This window comes from Corynebacterium urealyticum DSM 7109 (assembly GCF_000069945.1).
Taxonomy (GTDB): domain Bacteria; phylum Actinomycetota; class Actinomycetes; order Mycobacteriales; family Mycobacteriaceae; genus Corynebacterium; species Corynebacterium urealyticum.
In genome coordinates this window covers 1,092,304-1,106,880 of record NC_010545.1, presented here as the reverse complement: position 1 = coordinate 1,106,880, position 14,577 = coordinate 1,092,304, and the positions used below count along the sequence as shown (strand labels likewise).

General features: G+C 61.4%; 14 protein-coding genes and 7 tRNA genes. 10 read left to right on the top strand and 11 right to left on the bottom strand.

The window, feature by feature from the left end:
- The 8 genes from pgsA to CU_RS04650 all read right to left on the bottom strand — a co-directional run bounded on the left by pgsA (window position 1) and on the right by CU_RS04650 (window position 6,662).
- A complete protein-coding gene (gene pgsA, locus CU_RS04680) occupies window positions 1-645 on the bottom strand; it encodes a phosphatidylinositol phosphate synthase (RefSeq protein ID WP_012360176.1) in 645 nt (214 codons plus the stop codon).
- A 64-nt stretch (window positions 646-709) separates the two neighbouring features.
- Window positions 710-1,291, bottom strand: a complete 582-nt coding sequence (locus CU_RS04675; protein ID WP_173362344.1) for an HIT family protein — start codon at window positions 1,289-1,291, stop codon at window positions 710-712.
- Window positions 1,292-1,451: 160 nt separating this feature from the next.
- Window positions 1,452-3,440, bottom strand: a complete 1,989-nt coding sequence (thrS, locus tag CU_RS04670; RefSeq protein WP_012360174.1) for a threonine--tRNA ligase — start codon at window positions 3,438-3,440, stop codon at window positions 1,452-1,454.
- A 141-nt stretch (window positions 3,441-3,581) separates the two neighbouring features.
- Window positions 3,582-4,790 (bottom strand): Dyp-type peroxidase, encoded by a 1,209-nt coding sequence (locus tag CU_RS04665; protein ID WP_012360173.1) that lies wholly within the window; start codon window positions 4,788-4,790, stop codon window positions 3,582-3,584.
- Window positions 4,791-4,916: 126 nt separating this feature from the next.
- Window positions 4,917-5,048, bottom strand: a complete 132-nt coding sequence (locus CU_RS11035) for a hypothetical protein (protein WP_015381600.1) — start codon at window positions 5,046-5,048, stop codon at window positions 4,917-4,919.
- Complete coding sequence (locus tag CU_RS04660) at window positions 5,035-5,592, bottom strand: copper chaperone PCu(A)C (RefSeq protein WP_012360172.1); 558 nt, start codon at window positions 5,590-5,592, stop codon at window positions 5,035-5,037. Before CU_RS04660 ends, CU_RS11035 begins: the two co-directional genes overlap by 14 nt.
- A 130-nt stretch (window positions 5,593-5,722) precedes the next feature.
- Window positions 5,723-6,025, bottom strand: a complete 303-nt coding sequence (locus CU_RS04655) for a hypothetical protein (RefSeq protein ID WP_231837767.1) — start codon at window positions 6,023-6,025, stop codon at window positions 5,723-5,725.
- A 76-nt stretch (window positions 6,026-6,101) separates the two neighbouring features.
- Window positions 6,102-6,662, bottom strand: coding sequence for a copper resistance CopC family protein (locus tag CU_RS04650; protein WP_231837766.1), 561 nt, complete (start codon window positions 6,660-6,662; stop codon window positions 6,102-6,104).
- Between the two features lie 340 nt (window positions 6,663-7,002).
- On the opposite strand from CU_RS04650, the gene CU_RS04645 reads away from it, so the two are divergent.
- On the top strand, window positions 7,003-8,193 hold the full coding sequence (locus tag CU_RS04645; protein WP_169847089.1) for an IS256-like element ISCur3 family transposase: 1,191 nt from the start codon (window positions 7,003-7,005) through the stop codon (window positions 8,191-8,193).
- A 121-nt stretch (window positions 8,194-8,314) separates the two neighbouring features.
- Here CU_RS04645 and CU_RS04640 read toward each other — a convergent pair.
- Window positions 8,315-8,386: transfer RNA gene (locus tag CU_RS04640), tRNA-Val, on the bottom strand.
- Between the two features lie 316 nt (window positions 8,387-8,702).
- On the opposite strand from CU_RS04640, the gene CU_RS04635 reads away from it, so the two are divergent.
- From CU_RS04635 to msrB, 8 genes are all read left to right on the top strand, one after another.
- Window positions 8,703-8,778: transfer RNA gene (locus CU_RS04635), tRNA-Gly, on the top strand.
- An 18-nt stretch (window positions 8,779-8,796) separates the two neighbouring features.
- Window positions 8,797-8,868, top strand: a tRNA-Val gene (locus CU_RS04630).
- A 31-nt stretch (window positions 8,869-8,899) separates the two neighbouring features.
- Window positions 8,900-8,975: transfer RNA gene (locus tag CU_RS04625), tRNA-Gly, on the top strand.
- A 53-nt stretch (window positions 8,976-9,028) separates the two neighbouring features.
- Window positions 9,029-9,100 (top strand) — tRNA-Cys (locus CU_RS04620).
- Window positions 9,101-9,134: 34 nt separating this feature from the next.
- Window positions 9,135-9,206: transfer RNA gene (locus tag CU_RS04615), tRNA-Val, on the top strand.
- Window positions 9,207-9,237: 31 nt separating this feature from the next.
- A tRNA-Gly gene (locus CU_RS04610) sits at window positions 9,238-9,313 on the top strand.
- Window positions 9,314-9,462: 149 nt separating this feature from the next.
- A complete protein-coding gene (locus CU_RS04605; protein ID WP_231837765.1) occupies window positions 9,463-10,728 on the top strand; it encodes a glycosyltransferase family 87 protein in 1,266 nt (421 codons plus the stop codon).
- 11 nt (window positions 10,729-10,739) lie between these two features.
- Complete coding sequence (msrB, locus tag CU_RS04600) at window positions 10,740-11,150, top strand: peptide-methionine (R)-S-oxide reductase MsrB (protein WP_012360166.1); 411 nt, start codon at window positions 10,740-10,742, stop codon at window positions 11,148-11,150.
- A 105-nt stretch (window positions 11,151-11,255) separates the two neighbouring features.
- Here the strand turns inward: msrB and hemG are convergent, their stop codons facing one another.
- Window positions 11,256-12,659, bottom strand: a complete 1,404-nt coding sequence (gene hemG, locus CU_RS04595) for a protoporphyrinogen oxidase (RefSeq protein WP_012360165.1) — start codon at window positions 12,657-12,659, stop codon at window positions 11,256-11,258.
- On the bottom strand, window positions 12,656-13,777 hold the full coding sequence (gene hemE, locus CU_RS04590; RefSeq protein WP_012360164.1) for a uroporphyrinogen decarboxylase: 1,122 nt from the start codon (window positions 13,775-13,777) through the stop codon (window positions 12,656-12,658). The genes hemG and hemE overlap by 4 nt, the downstream gene beginning before the upstream one ends.
- 116 nt (window positions 13,778-13,893) lie before the next feature.
- On the opposite strand from hemE, the gene CU_RS04585 reads away from it, so the two are divergent.
- On the top strand, window positions 13,894-14,562 hold the full coding sequence (locus CU_RS04585) for a DUF3000 domain-containing protein (RefSeq protein ID WP_392389734.1): 669 nt from the start codon (window positions 13,894-13,896) through the stop codon (window positions 14,560-14,562).
- The last annotated feature ends 15 nt before the right edge of the window (window positions 14,563-14,577 follow it).

The window sequence follows — 14,577 nt, the reverse complement described above, 5'->3', positions numbered from 1 at the left end:
CTAAAACTCCCGTGCTCCCGCGGGGGCCGCGATGTGATCGGTAGATGCATCCGAGCGGGAAGCCATCACGAGGCGCTGGATCACCGTGAACACGGACCCCAGGCCAAGCAGCCACAGGCCAACCCAGAGCACGTAAGGCACACCCAGGCCGGACAGGCCCAGGGCGACCAACGAGATAATGAGCCGCTCTGGACGCTCGATGAGGCCGCCGTCAACGGGCAGGTCGCTGGCCTCTGCTCGCGCCTTCACATAACTGGTCACCTGTCCCGCGACAAGAATCGTGAGGGTGAGAGCGAGCAGCACCGGGTGGGACTCGGCGTCCAGAGCAAACCAAAAAGCGAGCGCACCGAAGATCGCACCGTCCGTGACCCGGTCGCAGGTTGCGTCCAGGGTGGCGCCGAATTTTGTGCCGCCGCCCGCCATCCGGGCCATGGTGCCGTCGACCATGTCCAGCGCGGTCGTGAGCCCGATCAGCACGGCCGCGGCGAAGTGATGCCCGGTTGGGATCAACCACAGCGCGAGCACCACCGCAGCGACTGTTCCGCCCAGCGTGACCGCATTCGGGCTCACGTGCGCTTTCTGAAGGGTGCGGGCGATGGGTTCAATGATGACGGAGGCAGGCCGACGGGCGTGTTCGCTCAACATAAAGCCTTCCTTTCAGTCATCACGATCATCCTTAGTACGGGTCCCCTACGCCCGGTATTATCCACTATTTTTGATCCTCAAGCTCGCGCCACGCCCGAGAGAGCAGAGCCCTGGTATCGCGAAGTGTCTGCGGTAGCACTTTAGCGCCGGCGATCACGGTCATGAAACTTGTATCCCCGGTCCAGCGGGGAACGATGTGTTGGTGCAGGTGTGTTGGGACCGAGCCGCCTGACGGGCGGCCAAGGTTCATGCCGACGTTGATGGCGTCCGGGCCCGAGACAAAGCGCAGGGTCTTGATTGCATGCTGGGTGAAGGTCGCCATCTCAATAAGCTCCGACATTGTCAGGTCCTCGTAATTCGCGACCTGGCGGTATGGGATCACCATCATGTGCCCGGGGTTATAGGGAAACAGGTTGAGAACGCAGAAGACCTCCTCACCACGAGCGACGATGAGCGCGTCCTCGTCGGAAAGGTTAGGCAGGTCGAGGAACGGGTCCTCAGGCTTCTTCTCACCGCCCTCGGGGCCTCCTGCTCCCTCCTGGGCGGACTTCTTCGGCCGATCGGCGAGGTAAGCGGAGCGGTAGGGCGCCCAGAGGCGGTCCAAACCGCCGGAGAGTTCAGGCTGCGAGCCCACCCCGGTATCCACGACCCGGTCTTTATCTTCCGACGGCCCCGGGGTAGATAGCTCAGCTGCCGCAGGTTCCGCCGTCCCCTGCTCTGAGGACCACCGGCCGGCCGGAACCTGGTCCGGGTCGCAACTCACTATCTTCACACCCCTACCTGTAGTAGCTGTCGCCGGGCGATGCTTAGCCCAGCTCCGACGCGATGAGTTCCTTCGTCGGCTGCTCATTGCGACGCTGGCCGATCCACTCCTTAATCGCCTTGGCTGCCTCCTCACGAGGCACTCCGTTGACCTGGGTGCCGTCGTGGAAGCGGAAGCTCACCGCACCATTCTCGACGTCCCGTCCTCCGACGAGCAGCATGAATGGAATCTTGCCCTTGGTGTGGGTTCGGATCTTCTTCTGCATGCGGTCATCGGAGGTATCAACCTCGGCGCGGATGCCGTCCTTGCGAAGGTCGGCGACGAACTCCTCCAGGTACTCGGTGAAGTCCTCGGCCACCGGGATACCCATGACCTGGTGCGGTGCCAGCCAAGCGGGGAAGGCGCCGGCGTAGTGCTCCAGGAGCACGCCGAAGAAGCGCTCGATGGAGCCGAATAGCGCGCGGTGAATCATGATCGGGCGCTTCTTGGTGCCGTCCGGCGCGGTGTACTCCAGGTCAAAGCGCTCAGGCAGGTTGAAATCCAGCTGCACGGTGGACATCTGCCAGGTACGACCAATGGCGTCGCGAGCCTGGACGGAGATCTTCGGCCCATAGAAGGCTGCACCCGCCGGGTCCGGTACAAGCTCCAGGCCGGACTTCTCAGCGACCCGCTGCAGAATCTCAGTGGAACGCTCCCAGATCTCGTCGGTGCCGACGAACTTCTTCGGGTCCTTCGTCGACAGCTCCAGGTAGAAATCGTCCAGACCGTAGTCGCGCAGCAGGGAGATGATGAACTCCAGTACCGTCGTCAGCTCGTCCTCGAGCTGATCCTCGGTGCAGTAGATGTGCGCGTCGTCCTGGGTGAAACCACGTGCGCGGGTCAGTCCGTGCACCACGCCGGACTTCTCGTAGCGGTATACGGTGCCGAACTCGAAGAGCCGCAGGGGCAGCTCACGATAGCTGCGGCCACGGGAAGCGAAGATGAGGTTGTGCATCGGGCAGTTCATCGGCTTGGCGTAGTAGTCCTGCCCCGGCTTGGTGACGTTGCCTTCCTCGTCGGTCTCGCCATCCAGCTGCATCGGGGGGAACATGCCCTCGGCGTAGAAGTCCAGGTGACCGGACTTCTGGAACAGGTCGCCCTTCGTGATGTGCGGGGTGTTGACGAAGGAGTAGCCGCTCGCCAGGTGGCGCCTGCGTGAGTGCTCTTCCATCTCGAGGCGCACGATGCCGCCATTCGGGTGGAAAACCGGGAAGCCGGAGCCCACCTCGTCGGGAAAGCTGAACAGGTCAAGCTCCGCACCCAGTCGACGGTGGTCGCGCTTTTCAGCTTCCTCCAGCATGTGCTGGTACTCGGCGAGCTTCTCCTTGGACTCCCATGCGGTGCCGTAGATACGCTGCAGGCCTGCGTTGTCCTGGTCGCCGCGCCAATACGCCGCCGAGGAGCGGGTAATCGCAAACGCCGGGATGTAGCGCGTGGTCGGCACGTGCGGGCCGCGGCACAGGTCATACCACTCGACCTCGCCGGTGCGCGGGTTGACGTTCGAGTAGGCGGTCAGCTCGCCTGCACCGACCTCCATGGCCTCCTCCGAGTCCGGCGCCACGTTGCCTTTATCCTCGATCAGCTCGAGCTTGTACGGCTCGGCCGCGTATTCGGTGCGGGCCTCATCGTTAGAGCTATAGGCCTTGCGCTCAAAGCGCTGTCCGGACTTGATGATCTTCTTCATCTCCCGCTCGATCTTCTTCAGATCCTCGGGCGTGAACGGCTCCGCGACATCGAAGTCGTAGTAGAAACCACCATCGATGGCCGGCCCGATTCCCAGCTTGGTACCCGGGAAAACCCGCTGCACCGCCTGGGCGAGAACGTGCGCGGTGGAGTGGCGGATCACGCCGCGTCCCTCTTCCGTATCTGACGCAATCGCAGTGACCTCGGTGTCCACTTCCGGGGCCCAGGCAAGGTCGCGGAGGTTGCCCTCTGGGTCCTTCACGACGACGATGGCCTCGGGCCCCTTGTTCGGCAGTTCCAGCGGACGCATGGCCGCACCGGCTGTCTCGCCAGCCGGAACGAGGAACTTAACGGCAGGCTGTGCGGAAACGGGAGAGTTCAAGAAAATGCTCCTTCAAGCAACGACGTGGGCGGTCACATACCGGGTGACTGCCACTAACGACCTTTCAGTTTACCCTTCGAGGATCTGTTGCCCCCAGTAGGAGCCCGGTTCGGTGCCAGGCAGCACCCAGTAGACCCCGGAACCGGTGTGGGTGATCCACTGATTGAGTCGGTCGTTCTCCGCCAGACGGTGCTGCAGCGGGGTGAACGAGGTATCCGGGTCCTCCTGGAAGCAGATGAAAATCAGGCCGGAATCACCGTGTTCATTCACCTCGCCGTCCCAGTTGAACGGGCGTCGCAGCATGTGTTTGCCCTCCCCGGCCGTGATCCCCACGTGACTCTTAGGGTCAATCACGGGCAAGCCGGTGGAGTCCACCGCGTTGAGGTCCGGGTCGTCGAACTCATCTTCTCCGGTCAGGGGCGCACCGCTGATGGCCTTGCGGCCGAAGACATTCTCCCGGCTCTCGCGGTCGAGAGCTTCCCAACCAGGCATATCGAATGTCACCCGACGCACGATCATGGAGGTGCCGTTACGGTCGTCCCAGACCGCGTTGTCGAATTCCTCGTCGGTGCGCGGAACGACGGTGCCGTCCTTGAAGCCCATGAGGTTGCGCGCGGTCTGCCCCTCCCGGATATCGACGAAGCCGCGCTGGGTCCAGCGTGGTTTAACGTAGTCCCGACCACCACGGGTCAGCACCCGCATCGCATGCGACAGGGTGGTCAGGTCCTCGCCGCACATTTGGACGACGACGTCCCCATCGCTAAACGCCGGGTCCAAATCGTCGCCCTTGAACTTAGGCAGCCCCTTCGTGTGGGAGGAAACCCATTGTGGTGCTGAATCCAGGGCCCCGATCTTCTCGATGAGGGCCGGTGACCAGCCGATAGTGATGGTCAGGTTGCCGGGTTGCAGATTGAGCTCGGGCTCGAGGTCTGCCAACGCCGCCTCACCCTGGGTCAGCTTCCGGGCATCCGGGGTCCACACGCGCATGAGCCGGCGGAGGTCCTTACGGAGGGCCTCACGGCTGTTTGTGTTGTGGAAATCGAATGCCACAATGAGCCCATGACTCTGGTGTGGCGTTTGGATGCCAGCCTGGCGAGCACCGTCGAAGGGGACGGTCAACTTTTCTTCGATGTGCCCGGAGGAGTTGGGCTTATCTCCCCCGCGTCCCTCGCCCTCCGCGCAGCTGGCGAGCACGGCAGCCGCGCCCGCTGCACCGACACCGGCAAATAGGCCACGCCGGCTGACATTAAAAAATCCCGAAGACTCCCCAGTACTCATCTCACTCAACTACCTTCTTTTATCCTTGCTAAATCTCTAAAACCGCAGCCAAATGGCGGGAAAGCCTGGGCCCCGCGTTGGTCACGCGGCCCAGGCTTTCACTGCATGAGGTGATGGGAGGCAGCTTTAGTGCTCGCCGTGACCGGCGTGCTCCCCCTCGCCGCCCATCTCGGCACCATGGCTGCCGTGCTCGCTGTGATCCTCCATGCCAACGTGATCACCGTGGCCCTCCATGCCAGCGTGATCACCGTGGGGCATCGCCGTAGTGCTCGTGGCTGGACTGCTGTACGCGGGCCGGGATGTTCTTCAGCTCGTACTCCGTGCCATCCTCTGCCTTGAGGGTGACCGTAATGTCGTCACCTGCAGCGATTTCCTCGGAGTACCCCATGATCATGATGTGGTCCCCGCCCGGCTTCAGCTCCAGGTCGCCGCCGGCCGAGATACGCAGACCATCCGGGTTCTCCTGCATAACACCATCGACAACCTCGTGGAGCTCGTACTTCGCGTCCAGGCTGCCGGATGCGGAGACAATGTGGATATCCTTGTCGGTGTTGTTGACCAGCTTGCCGAAGACCGCGGTCATGTCCTTATCGGTGCCCTTGGCCCCGACGTATGCCTCTTCGAAGGTCAGGCCCTCAGCGGCATTATCGGCGGTCTGAGACTCAGAAGCCGTCTGCTCGCTAGGCTTCTCCTCCGACGGGGAGCATGCAGCCAGACCGAGGGCGGTGACGCCCATCAGCGCGACAGCGGTAGCGCGCAGGGACTTTGGGCGGCGCACAGAGTGTCCAACGGTTGTATTCATGGTGTACCTCACGGAAAAGTCCTTGATTCTCAAGGAGGTGGTTGGTGCGGAGGGCGGAAACGCCAGGACGAACGAACCGTACCCAGCCTCTCACCCCACGCGCATGGGATGTGGACCCAACCAGAACGGTTTAGTTGACGGTGCCTGCCACAGGCTCAGTGCCAGCAACGTCAGCCGTACCTGGCTGAACGTCAGCGGGGGCCTCCTCCGTCTCGGTGGCCTCCTCAGACGTGGTGGTCTCCTGCGTCTCAGAAGTTGCCGAGTCGGCCTTCTTGTCCGTCTTATCGGCCAGCTCCGGGGTCTTTGCCCCGACGGTGGCGGTGTCGATGTGCTCGGTGCCGGTAGCGTTCTCATTCGGTGGAGCGCAGGCAGCCAGCGCGAGTGCGGCGCTCAGCGCGACGACGGCGGACAGTGCAGTGCGGTTCTGCTTCACGGTTTTCAGACTCCTTGATGTTTCTCGTGCTCTCTTCGTCCCTGCCGCGGCTCGCGCCGCAGACAGACGCCCCAAACTACTTGGAGATATCCCGCCACCGTGCGATGGCAAGAACGAGAGCTCCTGCAATAACAACAATACTGGTTACGCCGAAAATCCAGGTAGGCACGCCCAGCCCCTCAGACTCGGATTCCTCCGACTGCTCGGAAGAGCTGGAATCCGAAGACTCGGTGTCCCCGTATTGGAACTGCAGCGAGCCGCGAGTAGCGTGGCCATCCGAAGAGGTGATCTGATAGCCCACGGTGTACTCACCGGGCTGCCAGTCCACATCATCCGAGACATCGATACTCAAAACTCGACCATCCGCATCGGGCTCCCCTGTGAAGAGAACCTGCCCATCGCGGGACAGTGCGATACGGTTAAATCCCTCCTTCGGAACACCCGAGAACGTCAAGGAGATTTCCTTGACCGGCTCCTGGATTTTCGACCCCTGCTTCGGCGTGGATTCAACCACGAGGTCGTGCGCTGCCGCCGGGCCAACGCCAGCCCCCAACATCGCAATCCCCGCAACGAGTGCCGCCACGAGGCCCGCAAACCGGGACCGGCGCTTGCGCGCGTCAGCAAACCACAACTGCATCTTCACCTTCCATTAATGTTCGGGTCCGATATAGATAGTCGGACAATCGCCCGATTAAGTTCCCGCGAACTGTTCTCCGCCCGAGCGTACCCCTGGCTGCTCACCCCAGGTCGAGCGCAGCCGCTCCTTGTTAGAGATCTTCAGACAAGTAGTTGAAGCCACCAGCCGCCCCTCTACAGGGTTAAGTAGCAAAAAGTGTGTCTGATTTTCAGCCTATCTGCTGGTCAGGCCGCATAAAACGGGCTTATATAAGGTTCCAGACCTTATTCAGGCCCGTTTCTTGTCCAATCCACCGGAATGGCTCCTGCATGTGGTATCAGCGGCTTGGTTGTCTTTCTGGGTGACTCCAAACAGACCCCGATGCCCTATATGTACTGGGCACATGAAGAAAAACGGCACCACAACCAAAGGAACAACCAGATGGCGGTGCAAAAACCCTGACTGCGGATGCTCAACAACACGACACCGCAAAGATCAAGCACTGGCCCGCGACTTCACAACATTTCACCGCTACGTCACTACGACAGCACCACTGACTCGCATCGCCTCGGAAGTCGGCTGCTCACGCTGGACACTGGACCGTAAATTCGAACCATTCTGGCTCATCAATGTCCCTCACACCCCGGACCCCAACCGGGTCTACGACCAGATCTTCATCGACGGCACCTACACCGACGCGGGCTGCTTACTTGTGGCGGCCAGCCACGACCACGTCATCGCATGGCACTGGACACAACGCGAAACCGCCCACGCCTACACCCAACTACTCAAAAACATCGCCCCACCACTATGCGTTGTCCTCGACGGTGGCCAAGGCGCCTACTCAGCAATCAAAGCCTGCTGGCCCAACACACGGATTCAACGCTGCCTTGTCCATGCCCAACGCGTCATCCGTCGCTACACCACATCGCGTCCACGCACCGACGCCGGCAAAGCCATCTACGCCCTGGCGTTGAAACTGACCCGTATCACCACACTCGACCAGGCACGGGAGTGGACGCTGCGTCTGCATGACTTCGGACAGGTATTCAAAGCATTCCTCAACGAAAAAACACCCCTCCCCAAAGAACGCCGCACCCTGAATAAACAGTGGGAATGGACCCACCTGCGAGTTCGCAAGGCATACAACTCCCTGCTGCACCTCTCACGGAAAGGATGGCTGTTTACCTACCTGCAGCCCCCACCAGAAGCACTCGAACCACAGCGCTGGGCATCAACAACAAACAGTCTGGAAGGCGGCATCAACGCCCAACTCAAACGCATCGCCGATGCCCACCGCGGCAGATCCGGGGAACGCCAACGCAAAATGCTCGAGTGGTACCTGCACTCGAAAACGCAGCTGCCTGACGACCTGCTAAAGATCGCCAGGCAGTGCAATTACGGACAAGATCAACTCGCCAAAGTCAACGATCTTGTCCCAGAAGACCACAACAAAGCCGACCACGAAACAGGACGACCAGCCTTCTACGACAACGCTATCCCAACCGAATACCAACACAACATAGGAATCCGGAAAGGGCCCATGAGATAAAAAGGGCCCACCCGGCGACACGCCGGGCAGACACACTTTTTGCTACTTAACCCCCTCTACACCAGGGGACATTCGATACAAAAAAGGAGCCGGTCACTGACGACCGGCCCCTTAACAACCGTGGTCCTAACTGGGATTGAACCAGTGACCCCTTCGGTGTGAACGAAGTGCTCTCCCACTGAGCTATAGGACCTAGCAGCACATAATCTAGCCTAGCTCCATAATTTTTTCCAAAACCTGCAGGCCACAACCGCATTCAGCGCGATACTTACCAGCCCGCGGCGCCCCACCGCGACCACTTGGCACCCCACAGTGCGCCAACGGCGTCTAAAACGTCCGCATCCAAAGCAACAACGGCAGGCAAATAACAACGAAGTGACTTTAAGCCAACGCGATTTTCAGCCCTACACCTGGCGATTTGTTGCTTCGCACACCATTGACTATCGTTTAGTGCTGCAGCACAGCTTGCAACCGACGAATCGTAGATTCTCAGTGAAAGCTTGTGCAATGCGGATGTAGCGCAGTTGGTAGCGCATCACCTTGCCAAGGTGAGGGTCGCGAGTTCGAGTCTCGTCATCCGCTCCACTCTTATTTTAGAGGACCGCGCGATTAGCTCAGCGGTAGAGCACTTCCCCGACACGGAAGGGGTCACTGGTTCGATCCCAGTATCGCGCACGGTGAGTTCACCTTAACGGTGAGTTCGCACGCGGATGTAGCGCAGTTGGTAGCGCATCACCTTGCCAAGGTGAGGGTCGCGAGTTCGAGTCTCGTCATCCGCTCCAGGTATTCTCTACCCTGCGTGGAGGATCACCACATCAGGCGGGTTTCACGCCACGGTGGAATGGCTGAGTGGCTTAGGCAACGGTCTGCAAAACCGTCTACACGGGTTCGATTCCCGTTTCCACCTCTCAGTTCGCCACCACGGCTGAACTTGAAAGCTAGCGCGATTAGCTCAGCGGTAGAGCACTTCCCCGACACGGAAGGGGTCACTGGTTCGATCCCAGTATCGCGCACGGTGAGTTCACCTTAACGGTGAGTTCGCACGCGGATGTAGCGCAGTTGGTAGCGCATCACCTTGCCAAGGTGAGGGTCGCGAGTTCGAGTCTCGTCATCCGCTCCATATAAGAAGAGGCAGCAGTATTCACACTGTTGCCTCTTTTCTCATATCCCCAAGATATTCTCGAAGACACCATGAGCCTCTCTGCCACTTCCCCAGCGCCCTTTTCCGCGTCACCGGCCCCGGACGAGCCTCGGCGCGGCAGTGCAAGCATGAGCCGCTTCGATGAGCGCTTCCCGTGGATAAGTTGGGCGCTGTGGCCTCTGGCGATCCTCACTGCCCTGCATAAGATTTGGGCTTCCTACGAGAGTGGCACAACGGACGATTTCACCACAGTCTGGGAGGCCCTCAACCGCTTCTGGTCGGGTGTTCCCGTGTATTCCGAGGACTACACCACCACAGACCCGCACTATCTCTACCTTCCGGGCGGGACGATGCTCCTGAGCCCACTGTCGGCCCTCGGCAGTTTTGAAGCAGCGCGGGCGCTATATGTCTTCGGCAACGCCATCGCGATCGTGATTGCCCTGGGGCTTTTGAGCCACATCATCTACACCGCCCGTGGCTGGTCGGAGACCTGGCTGGGCTCCCTTTCCGGCGCGCTGTGGCCGCTGAGCATCATCGCCGTATTCAACACCGAGGCTGTAAAAAACAACCTGCTTTTCGCGAATATCAACGGTGTGCTCCTGCTCTTGGCCACGCTCTTCCTGTACTTCCTCCTACGCGACGGCGTCTCCTCCCAAGTAATCAGCGGTCTCGCGCTGGGGCTCGCGATCACGATCAAGCCCCAGTTCATCGTCCTGCTGTTTCTTCCCTTCTTTCGACGTCAGTGGCTAAGCCTGGCTGCGGCCCTCCTTCTGCCTATCGTCTGCAACGTTGTGGGGTGGGTGTTGATGGCTGAACCCCAGGGCTTCGTCGATCATCTTGTGCCCTACCTCGGCGAGGTCCGTGACTTCGCGAACTCCTCGATCGTCGGTGTCGGTGTGTACTTCGGTGCCAGCGCTGCAACGATTTGGTTGTGGCGCATTCTCGCCGCGGTACTCGTCCTTATCGGCGCTTTCACCCTGTTGCCGTGGCGCCGTTCCACTCGTCACGAGGATCGCGTGATGTGGGCGTTCACGACTTCTTCCCTGCTGCTGATCGGGGTGTTCCTCGTCAGTTCCCTGGGGCAGATGTACTATTCGCTGCTTATCGTTCCGCTTCTCTTCACTGCCTTCCTTCGCCGGTCGACAGTGCATAATCCAGTCGCCTGGCTGGGGGTCTACCTTTGCCTGGCTATCGACAGCTGGTATTCGGATCGATGGTTCTGGGCTGGGCGCATCTTCGAAACGCTACGCGGCACCGTAGGCTGGATGCTGCTGCTCGTCAGCATTTCAATCACTGCACTGATCTGGTTGCTCAACCGTTCCACCCCGCCAACCTTGAGTGGACGGCACCGCAAGCCGGCAGACGAGAACAAAAACCCAAGCCTGGAAAGGTAAATCTTTTTCCAATGACCGAAGATTTCCAGAATCTTTCCGCCGAGCAGTGGCGCCAGCGCCTCAATCCCGAGGAGTTTCAGGTGCTGCGCCTGGCCGGCACCGAGCGCCCGCACACCGGCGAATACGTCGATACCGAAACTGAGGGGGTATACCGTTGCCGCGGCTGTGGCTCCGAGATCTTCCGCTCCTCGGAGAAATTCCACTCCGGATGTGGCTGGCCGAGCTTCTTCGACCCAGCTGACAGCGATGCGGTTGTTCTGCGGGAGGACTTGAGCCTCGGTATGCGTCGCGTGGAGGTTCTCTGCGCGACCTGCCATGGCCACCTGGGTCATGTCTTCGAGGGCGAGGGCTACGACACCCCCACCGACCTACGCTACTGCATCAACAGCATCGCGCTGACTCTCGAGCCCCGCGAGCTTTAGAGCAAACGGCCGCCCGAGCAGAAAGAAGCCGGGTGCAACTCCATTGAGGGAGTTGCACCCGGCTTAATGCGCTCACTGCTGCCGCGTAGTCGCGCAACGTGGGCCTTAGCCCAAGTCGGCGATAATCTTATCTGCCGCAGCGACCCCGGACGCAACGGTAGCCGGCACCCCAACCCCGCGTAGCATCGAACCAGCCACCGCGAGACGAGGAACCCCGGCAACGTCCTCCAAGACCCGGGACATCTTTTCGGAATGGTGAACCCCGTAACACGGGATCCCACCGTGCCAGCGCTGCACGAAGATTTCCTCCGGAGTTTTCCGCTCGCCTGTGACCCGCTCCAGATCCTCCAGAGCATAAGCCAACAGAGCCCTGTCACTCGCGTCGACGTACCAGGGTTCGTCCTTGGTTCCGAAGGAGGCGCGGACGAAGGCTCCACCGCCCTGGGCGAGATGCGGCCACTTCTTCGAGCTGAAGGTGAAGGCCTTCGCTGCGGTGCCTGAGTTAGAGCCCAGCAACACGCCGGAGCGCTCCGGGATACCGTGGTCGGAGGCGAAACGCATCCCCACCACCGCCGAGCTCGAGAGTTCTACGCTGCCCAACGCCTCCGCGGCCGCAGGCGCAGCGTCCTGCAAGATGACCGACGCGGTTGGCGCAGAGGTCGCGACGACGACGGCGTCCACCGTCCCCAGTGGGTCGATGACCCACCGGCCATCCGACGTCCTGCCGAGCTCCTCGACAGCGGAGTTCAGGATCAGTTCAGGGTCAGCTTGGCGCATCATCTCTTCGATCAGGCTGCGGTAGCCCTTGTCGAAGGAACGGAATGGCGATCCCCCACCACCAACCGCCGTGGCCCGGCGCTTCGCGAGCAACTCCTCCACGACGTCGAGCAGGAAGAAAGCCTGACCTCCCTCACCTGCACGATCCAATGCCTCCGCCAGCTGTGGCAGGGTGGCACGCACGCCGAGGTCATAGGCGCTACAGGAATACACCCCACCCAGTAGCGGCGAGACCAGCTTATCCACCACGGCCTTGCCCAACCGGGCCTCAACCAGAGCGCCAACGGTGGTGTCATCACCCGCGTTCCACGTCATCGGCTGGCCGTCCCGCTCGGCGTCGAGCCGGGCTGCCTCCGCGGGGCTGAGCACCTCGGATGCCACGTCGGCAGAGACTGGAATGCCCATCAGGGTCTCCCGCGGGATGTCAACGAATGTGCCATCCACCAGGAAGGAGGAGCGTGCCGTAGAGGGGGTGCGTAACTCGGAACTCATTCCCAGCTTGTCGATCAGCTCCATGAACTGCTGGTCGAAGCTCAAGAATGCCTCCGCGCCCATATCCACGGGGCCGGTGGAAAAACGCACCGTCTTCAACTTCCCGCCCAGGCGCCCATAAGCCTCAGCAAGCATCAGCTGGGCGCGATCCCCCAGCTGTTGGCGGAGCTGCCAGGCCGCGCTGACTCCGGCGATCCCGCCACCGATGACGGCAATGCGTGGCTTTCGCGCCGTGGTCATGAGTTGTGAACCTCCTCGAAGGCTGCGGTGATGGCGTCGGCGTCCGTGTGGGGCATCACTCCGTGACCAAGGTTAAAGATGTGGCCGCGGGAGTAGCCCAGTTCGATGGCCTCGTAAGCCTCGGCGGCGATCCGCTTCACGTGCTCGCGGATCACGTCACGGCCTGCAAAGAGCACAGCCGGGTCGAGGTTTCCCTGATATGCCTTCGGAGTCTGGTCTGGCAGCGCTTGCTGCACCCGCTTCGCGGCGACGTTCATTGGCACGCGCCAATCCACTCCCACCACATCCGGGCCAACCTTCGCCAGGTCGACCAGCAACTCGCCAGTGCCCACACCGAAGTGAGTCATTGGGATCCCGTACGGCCGCACTGCGTCGAGGATCTTCTGGGAATACGGGGCGACGTATTCCCGGTAGTCGCGGGCGGTGAGGAAGCCTGCCCAGGAGTCGAAAAGCTGGATCGCGTCAACACCGGCCTCAATTTGGGCCTGGAGGAAGTGGGCGATCATCGGGCTGAGCTTCTCCATGAGCGCATGCCACAACTGTGGCTCGGCGTACATCATCGCCTTGGTGACCTCATGATTCTTCGACGGCCCACCCTCGATCAGGTAGCTAGCCACCGTGAACGGAGCCCCAGCAAAGCCAATGAGAACCTGGTCCGTACGCAGGCGCTCGAGGATCTGTTCGATGCCCTCCACAATCGGGCCGAGCTGGTCGGGCTCGAGATCCGGGATATTCGCGATCTGTTCGCTGGTTCGAACCGCCTCCCCCATGACTGGACCGCGCCCAGCGACGATCTCGACGTCCATCCCGGCGGCCTTCAGTGGGACCACGATGTCGCTGAACAGAATCGCGGCGTCGGCATCGTGGCGAATAACTGGCTGCATCGTGATCTCGGCAAGCAGGTCTGGCATGAAGCAAGAATCAAGCATTGGGATGCCCTCGCGAACCTTCCGGTATTCCGGCAAGGAGCGGCCGGCTTGGCGCATCATCCACACGGGGCGGCGGGATGGCTTGTCGCCGCGCACGGCTGCCAGATACGGGGCGTCCGCATCGGCGCGTCGGGCAGCGGAGGCTGCAGCGAGATCAGGCGTCAACAACTCATTAGTCATGGCCCCCATTATGCCAGCTATTAGCAAATAACCGGCAGGTGGCGATGGCTGCCTTATTGGGTGTCCAACGGCGTGGCGCGCCCCACCAAAAACCTTAAAGGCTAGGTTTAGACATTGTGAATGAGCTGAACAACGCGAAAGACAATCACCAGCGCCCGGGAGCGACCGCGCTTGGCGTCCGCACCCCCGAGTCGGAGCCGGAACAGACGCCGGAGTATTTCGAGCACGCCGTGAAGTCGATGTCCGAGGCGCCCCTGCGCTCAGGCATCACCATCGCGGAGATTCGGCCCCCTCGTAACCTCGCGCCGCTGAGCCACGCGATCGGACTTGAGATCAGCCAGGTGGATCTAGCCGACCGCATCGCCTCGCAAGAGGAGCCAGATGGCACAGTGGCCGCCGGGGATGCCTTCGGCCGACTCATTCTCCTCCACGACCCGCACGGCGAGGAACCGTGGCAGGGCGCCAAGATGCGCATGGTCGCCTATATCCAAGCCGACATGGACGCCGACGTCGCCTCCGACCCGCTACTCCCCGAGGTCGCGTGGGACTGGCTCACCGAGGAACTCGGAGGCCCGGGCGCCGAGTATTCCGACCTCGGTGGCACCGTCACCTCCACCGCCTCCGTGCGTTATGGCGAAATCGGTGGCCCACCGCGCGCTTTCCAGCTGGAGATGCGCGCATCCTGGACTGCGACGGGCGTCGACCTGGTAGGTCATGTCCAGGCCTTCGCAAATGTGTTGGCTAACGTCGCAGGCCTTCCACCCGAGGGCGTTTCGCAGCTGCCGCGCGTCTAGCCTCACCTCACACTC

What these genes read in the sequence shown, in the direction of transcription:
- pgsA (WP_012360176.1), bottom strand. Translation starts at nt 645, where the DNA reads ATGTTGAGCGAACACGCCCGTCGGCCTGCCTCCGTCATCATTGAACCC.
- thrS (WP_012360174.1), bottom strand. Translation starts at nt 3,440, where the DNA reads ATGCGTCCGCTGGAACTGCCGAACAAGGGGCCCGAGGCCATCGTCGTC.
- CU_RS04665 (WP_012360173.1), bottom strand. Translation starts at nt 4,790, where the DNA reads ATGAGTACTGGGGAGTCTTCGGGATTTTTTAATGTCAGCCGGCGTGGC.
- CU_RS11035 (WP_015381600.1), bottom strand. Translation starts at nt 5,048, where the DNA reads ATGCCCCACGGTGATCACGCTGGCATGGAGGGCCACGGTGATCACGTT.
- CU_RS04660 (WP_012360172.1), bottom strand. Translation starts at nt 5,592, where the DNA reads ATGAATACAACCGTTGGACACTCTGTGCGCCGCCCAAAGTCCCTGCGC.
- CU_RS04650 (WP_231837766.1), bottom strand. Translation starts at nt 6,662, where the DNA reads ATGCAGTTGTGGTTTGCTGACGCGCGCAAGCGCCGGTCCCGGTTTGCG.
- CU_RS04605 (WP_231837765.1), top strand. Translation starts at nt 9,463, where the DNA reads ATGAGCCGCTTCGATGAGCGCTTCCCGTGGATAAGTTGGGCGCTGTGG.
- msrB (WP_012360166.1), top strand. Translation starts at nt 10,740, where the DNA reads ATGACCGAAGATTTCCAGAATCTTTCCGCCGAGCAGTGGCGCCAGCGC.
- hemG (WP_012360165.1), bottom strand. Translation starts at nt 12,659, where the DNA reads ATGACCACGGCGCGAAAGCCACGCATTGCCGTCATCGGTGGCGGGATC.
- hemE (WP_012360164.1), bottom strand. Translation starts at nt 13,777, where the DNA reads ATGGGGGCCATGACTAATGAGTTGTTGACGCCTGATCTCGCTGCAGCC.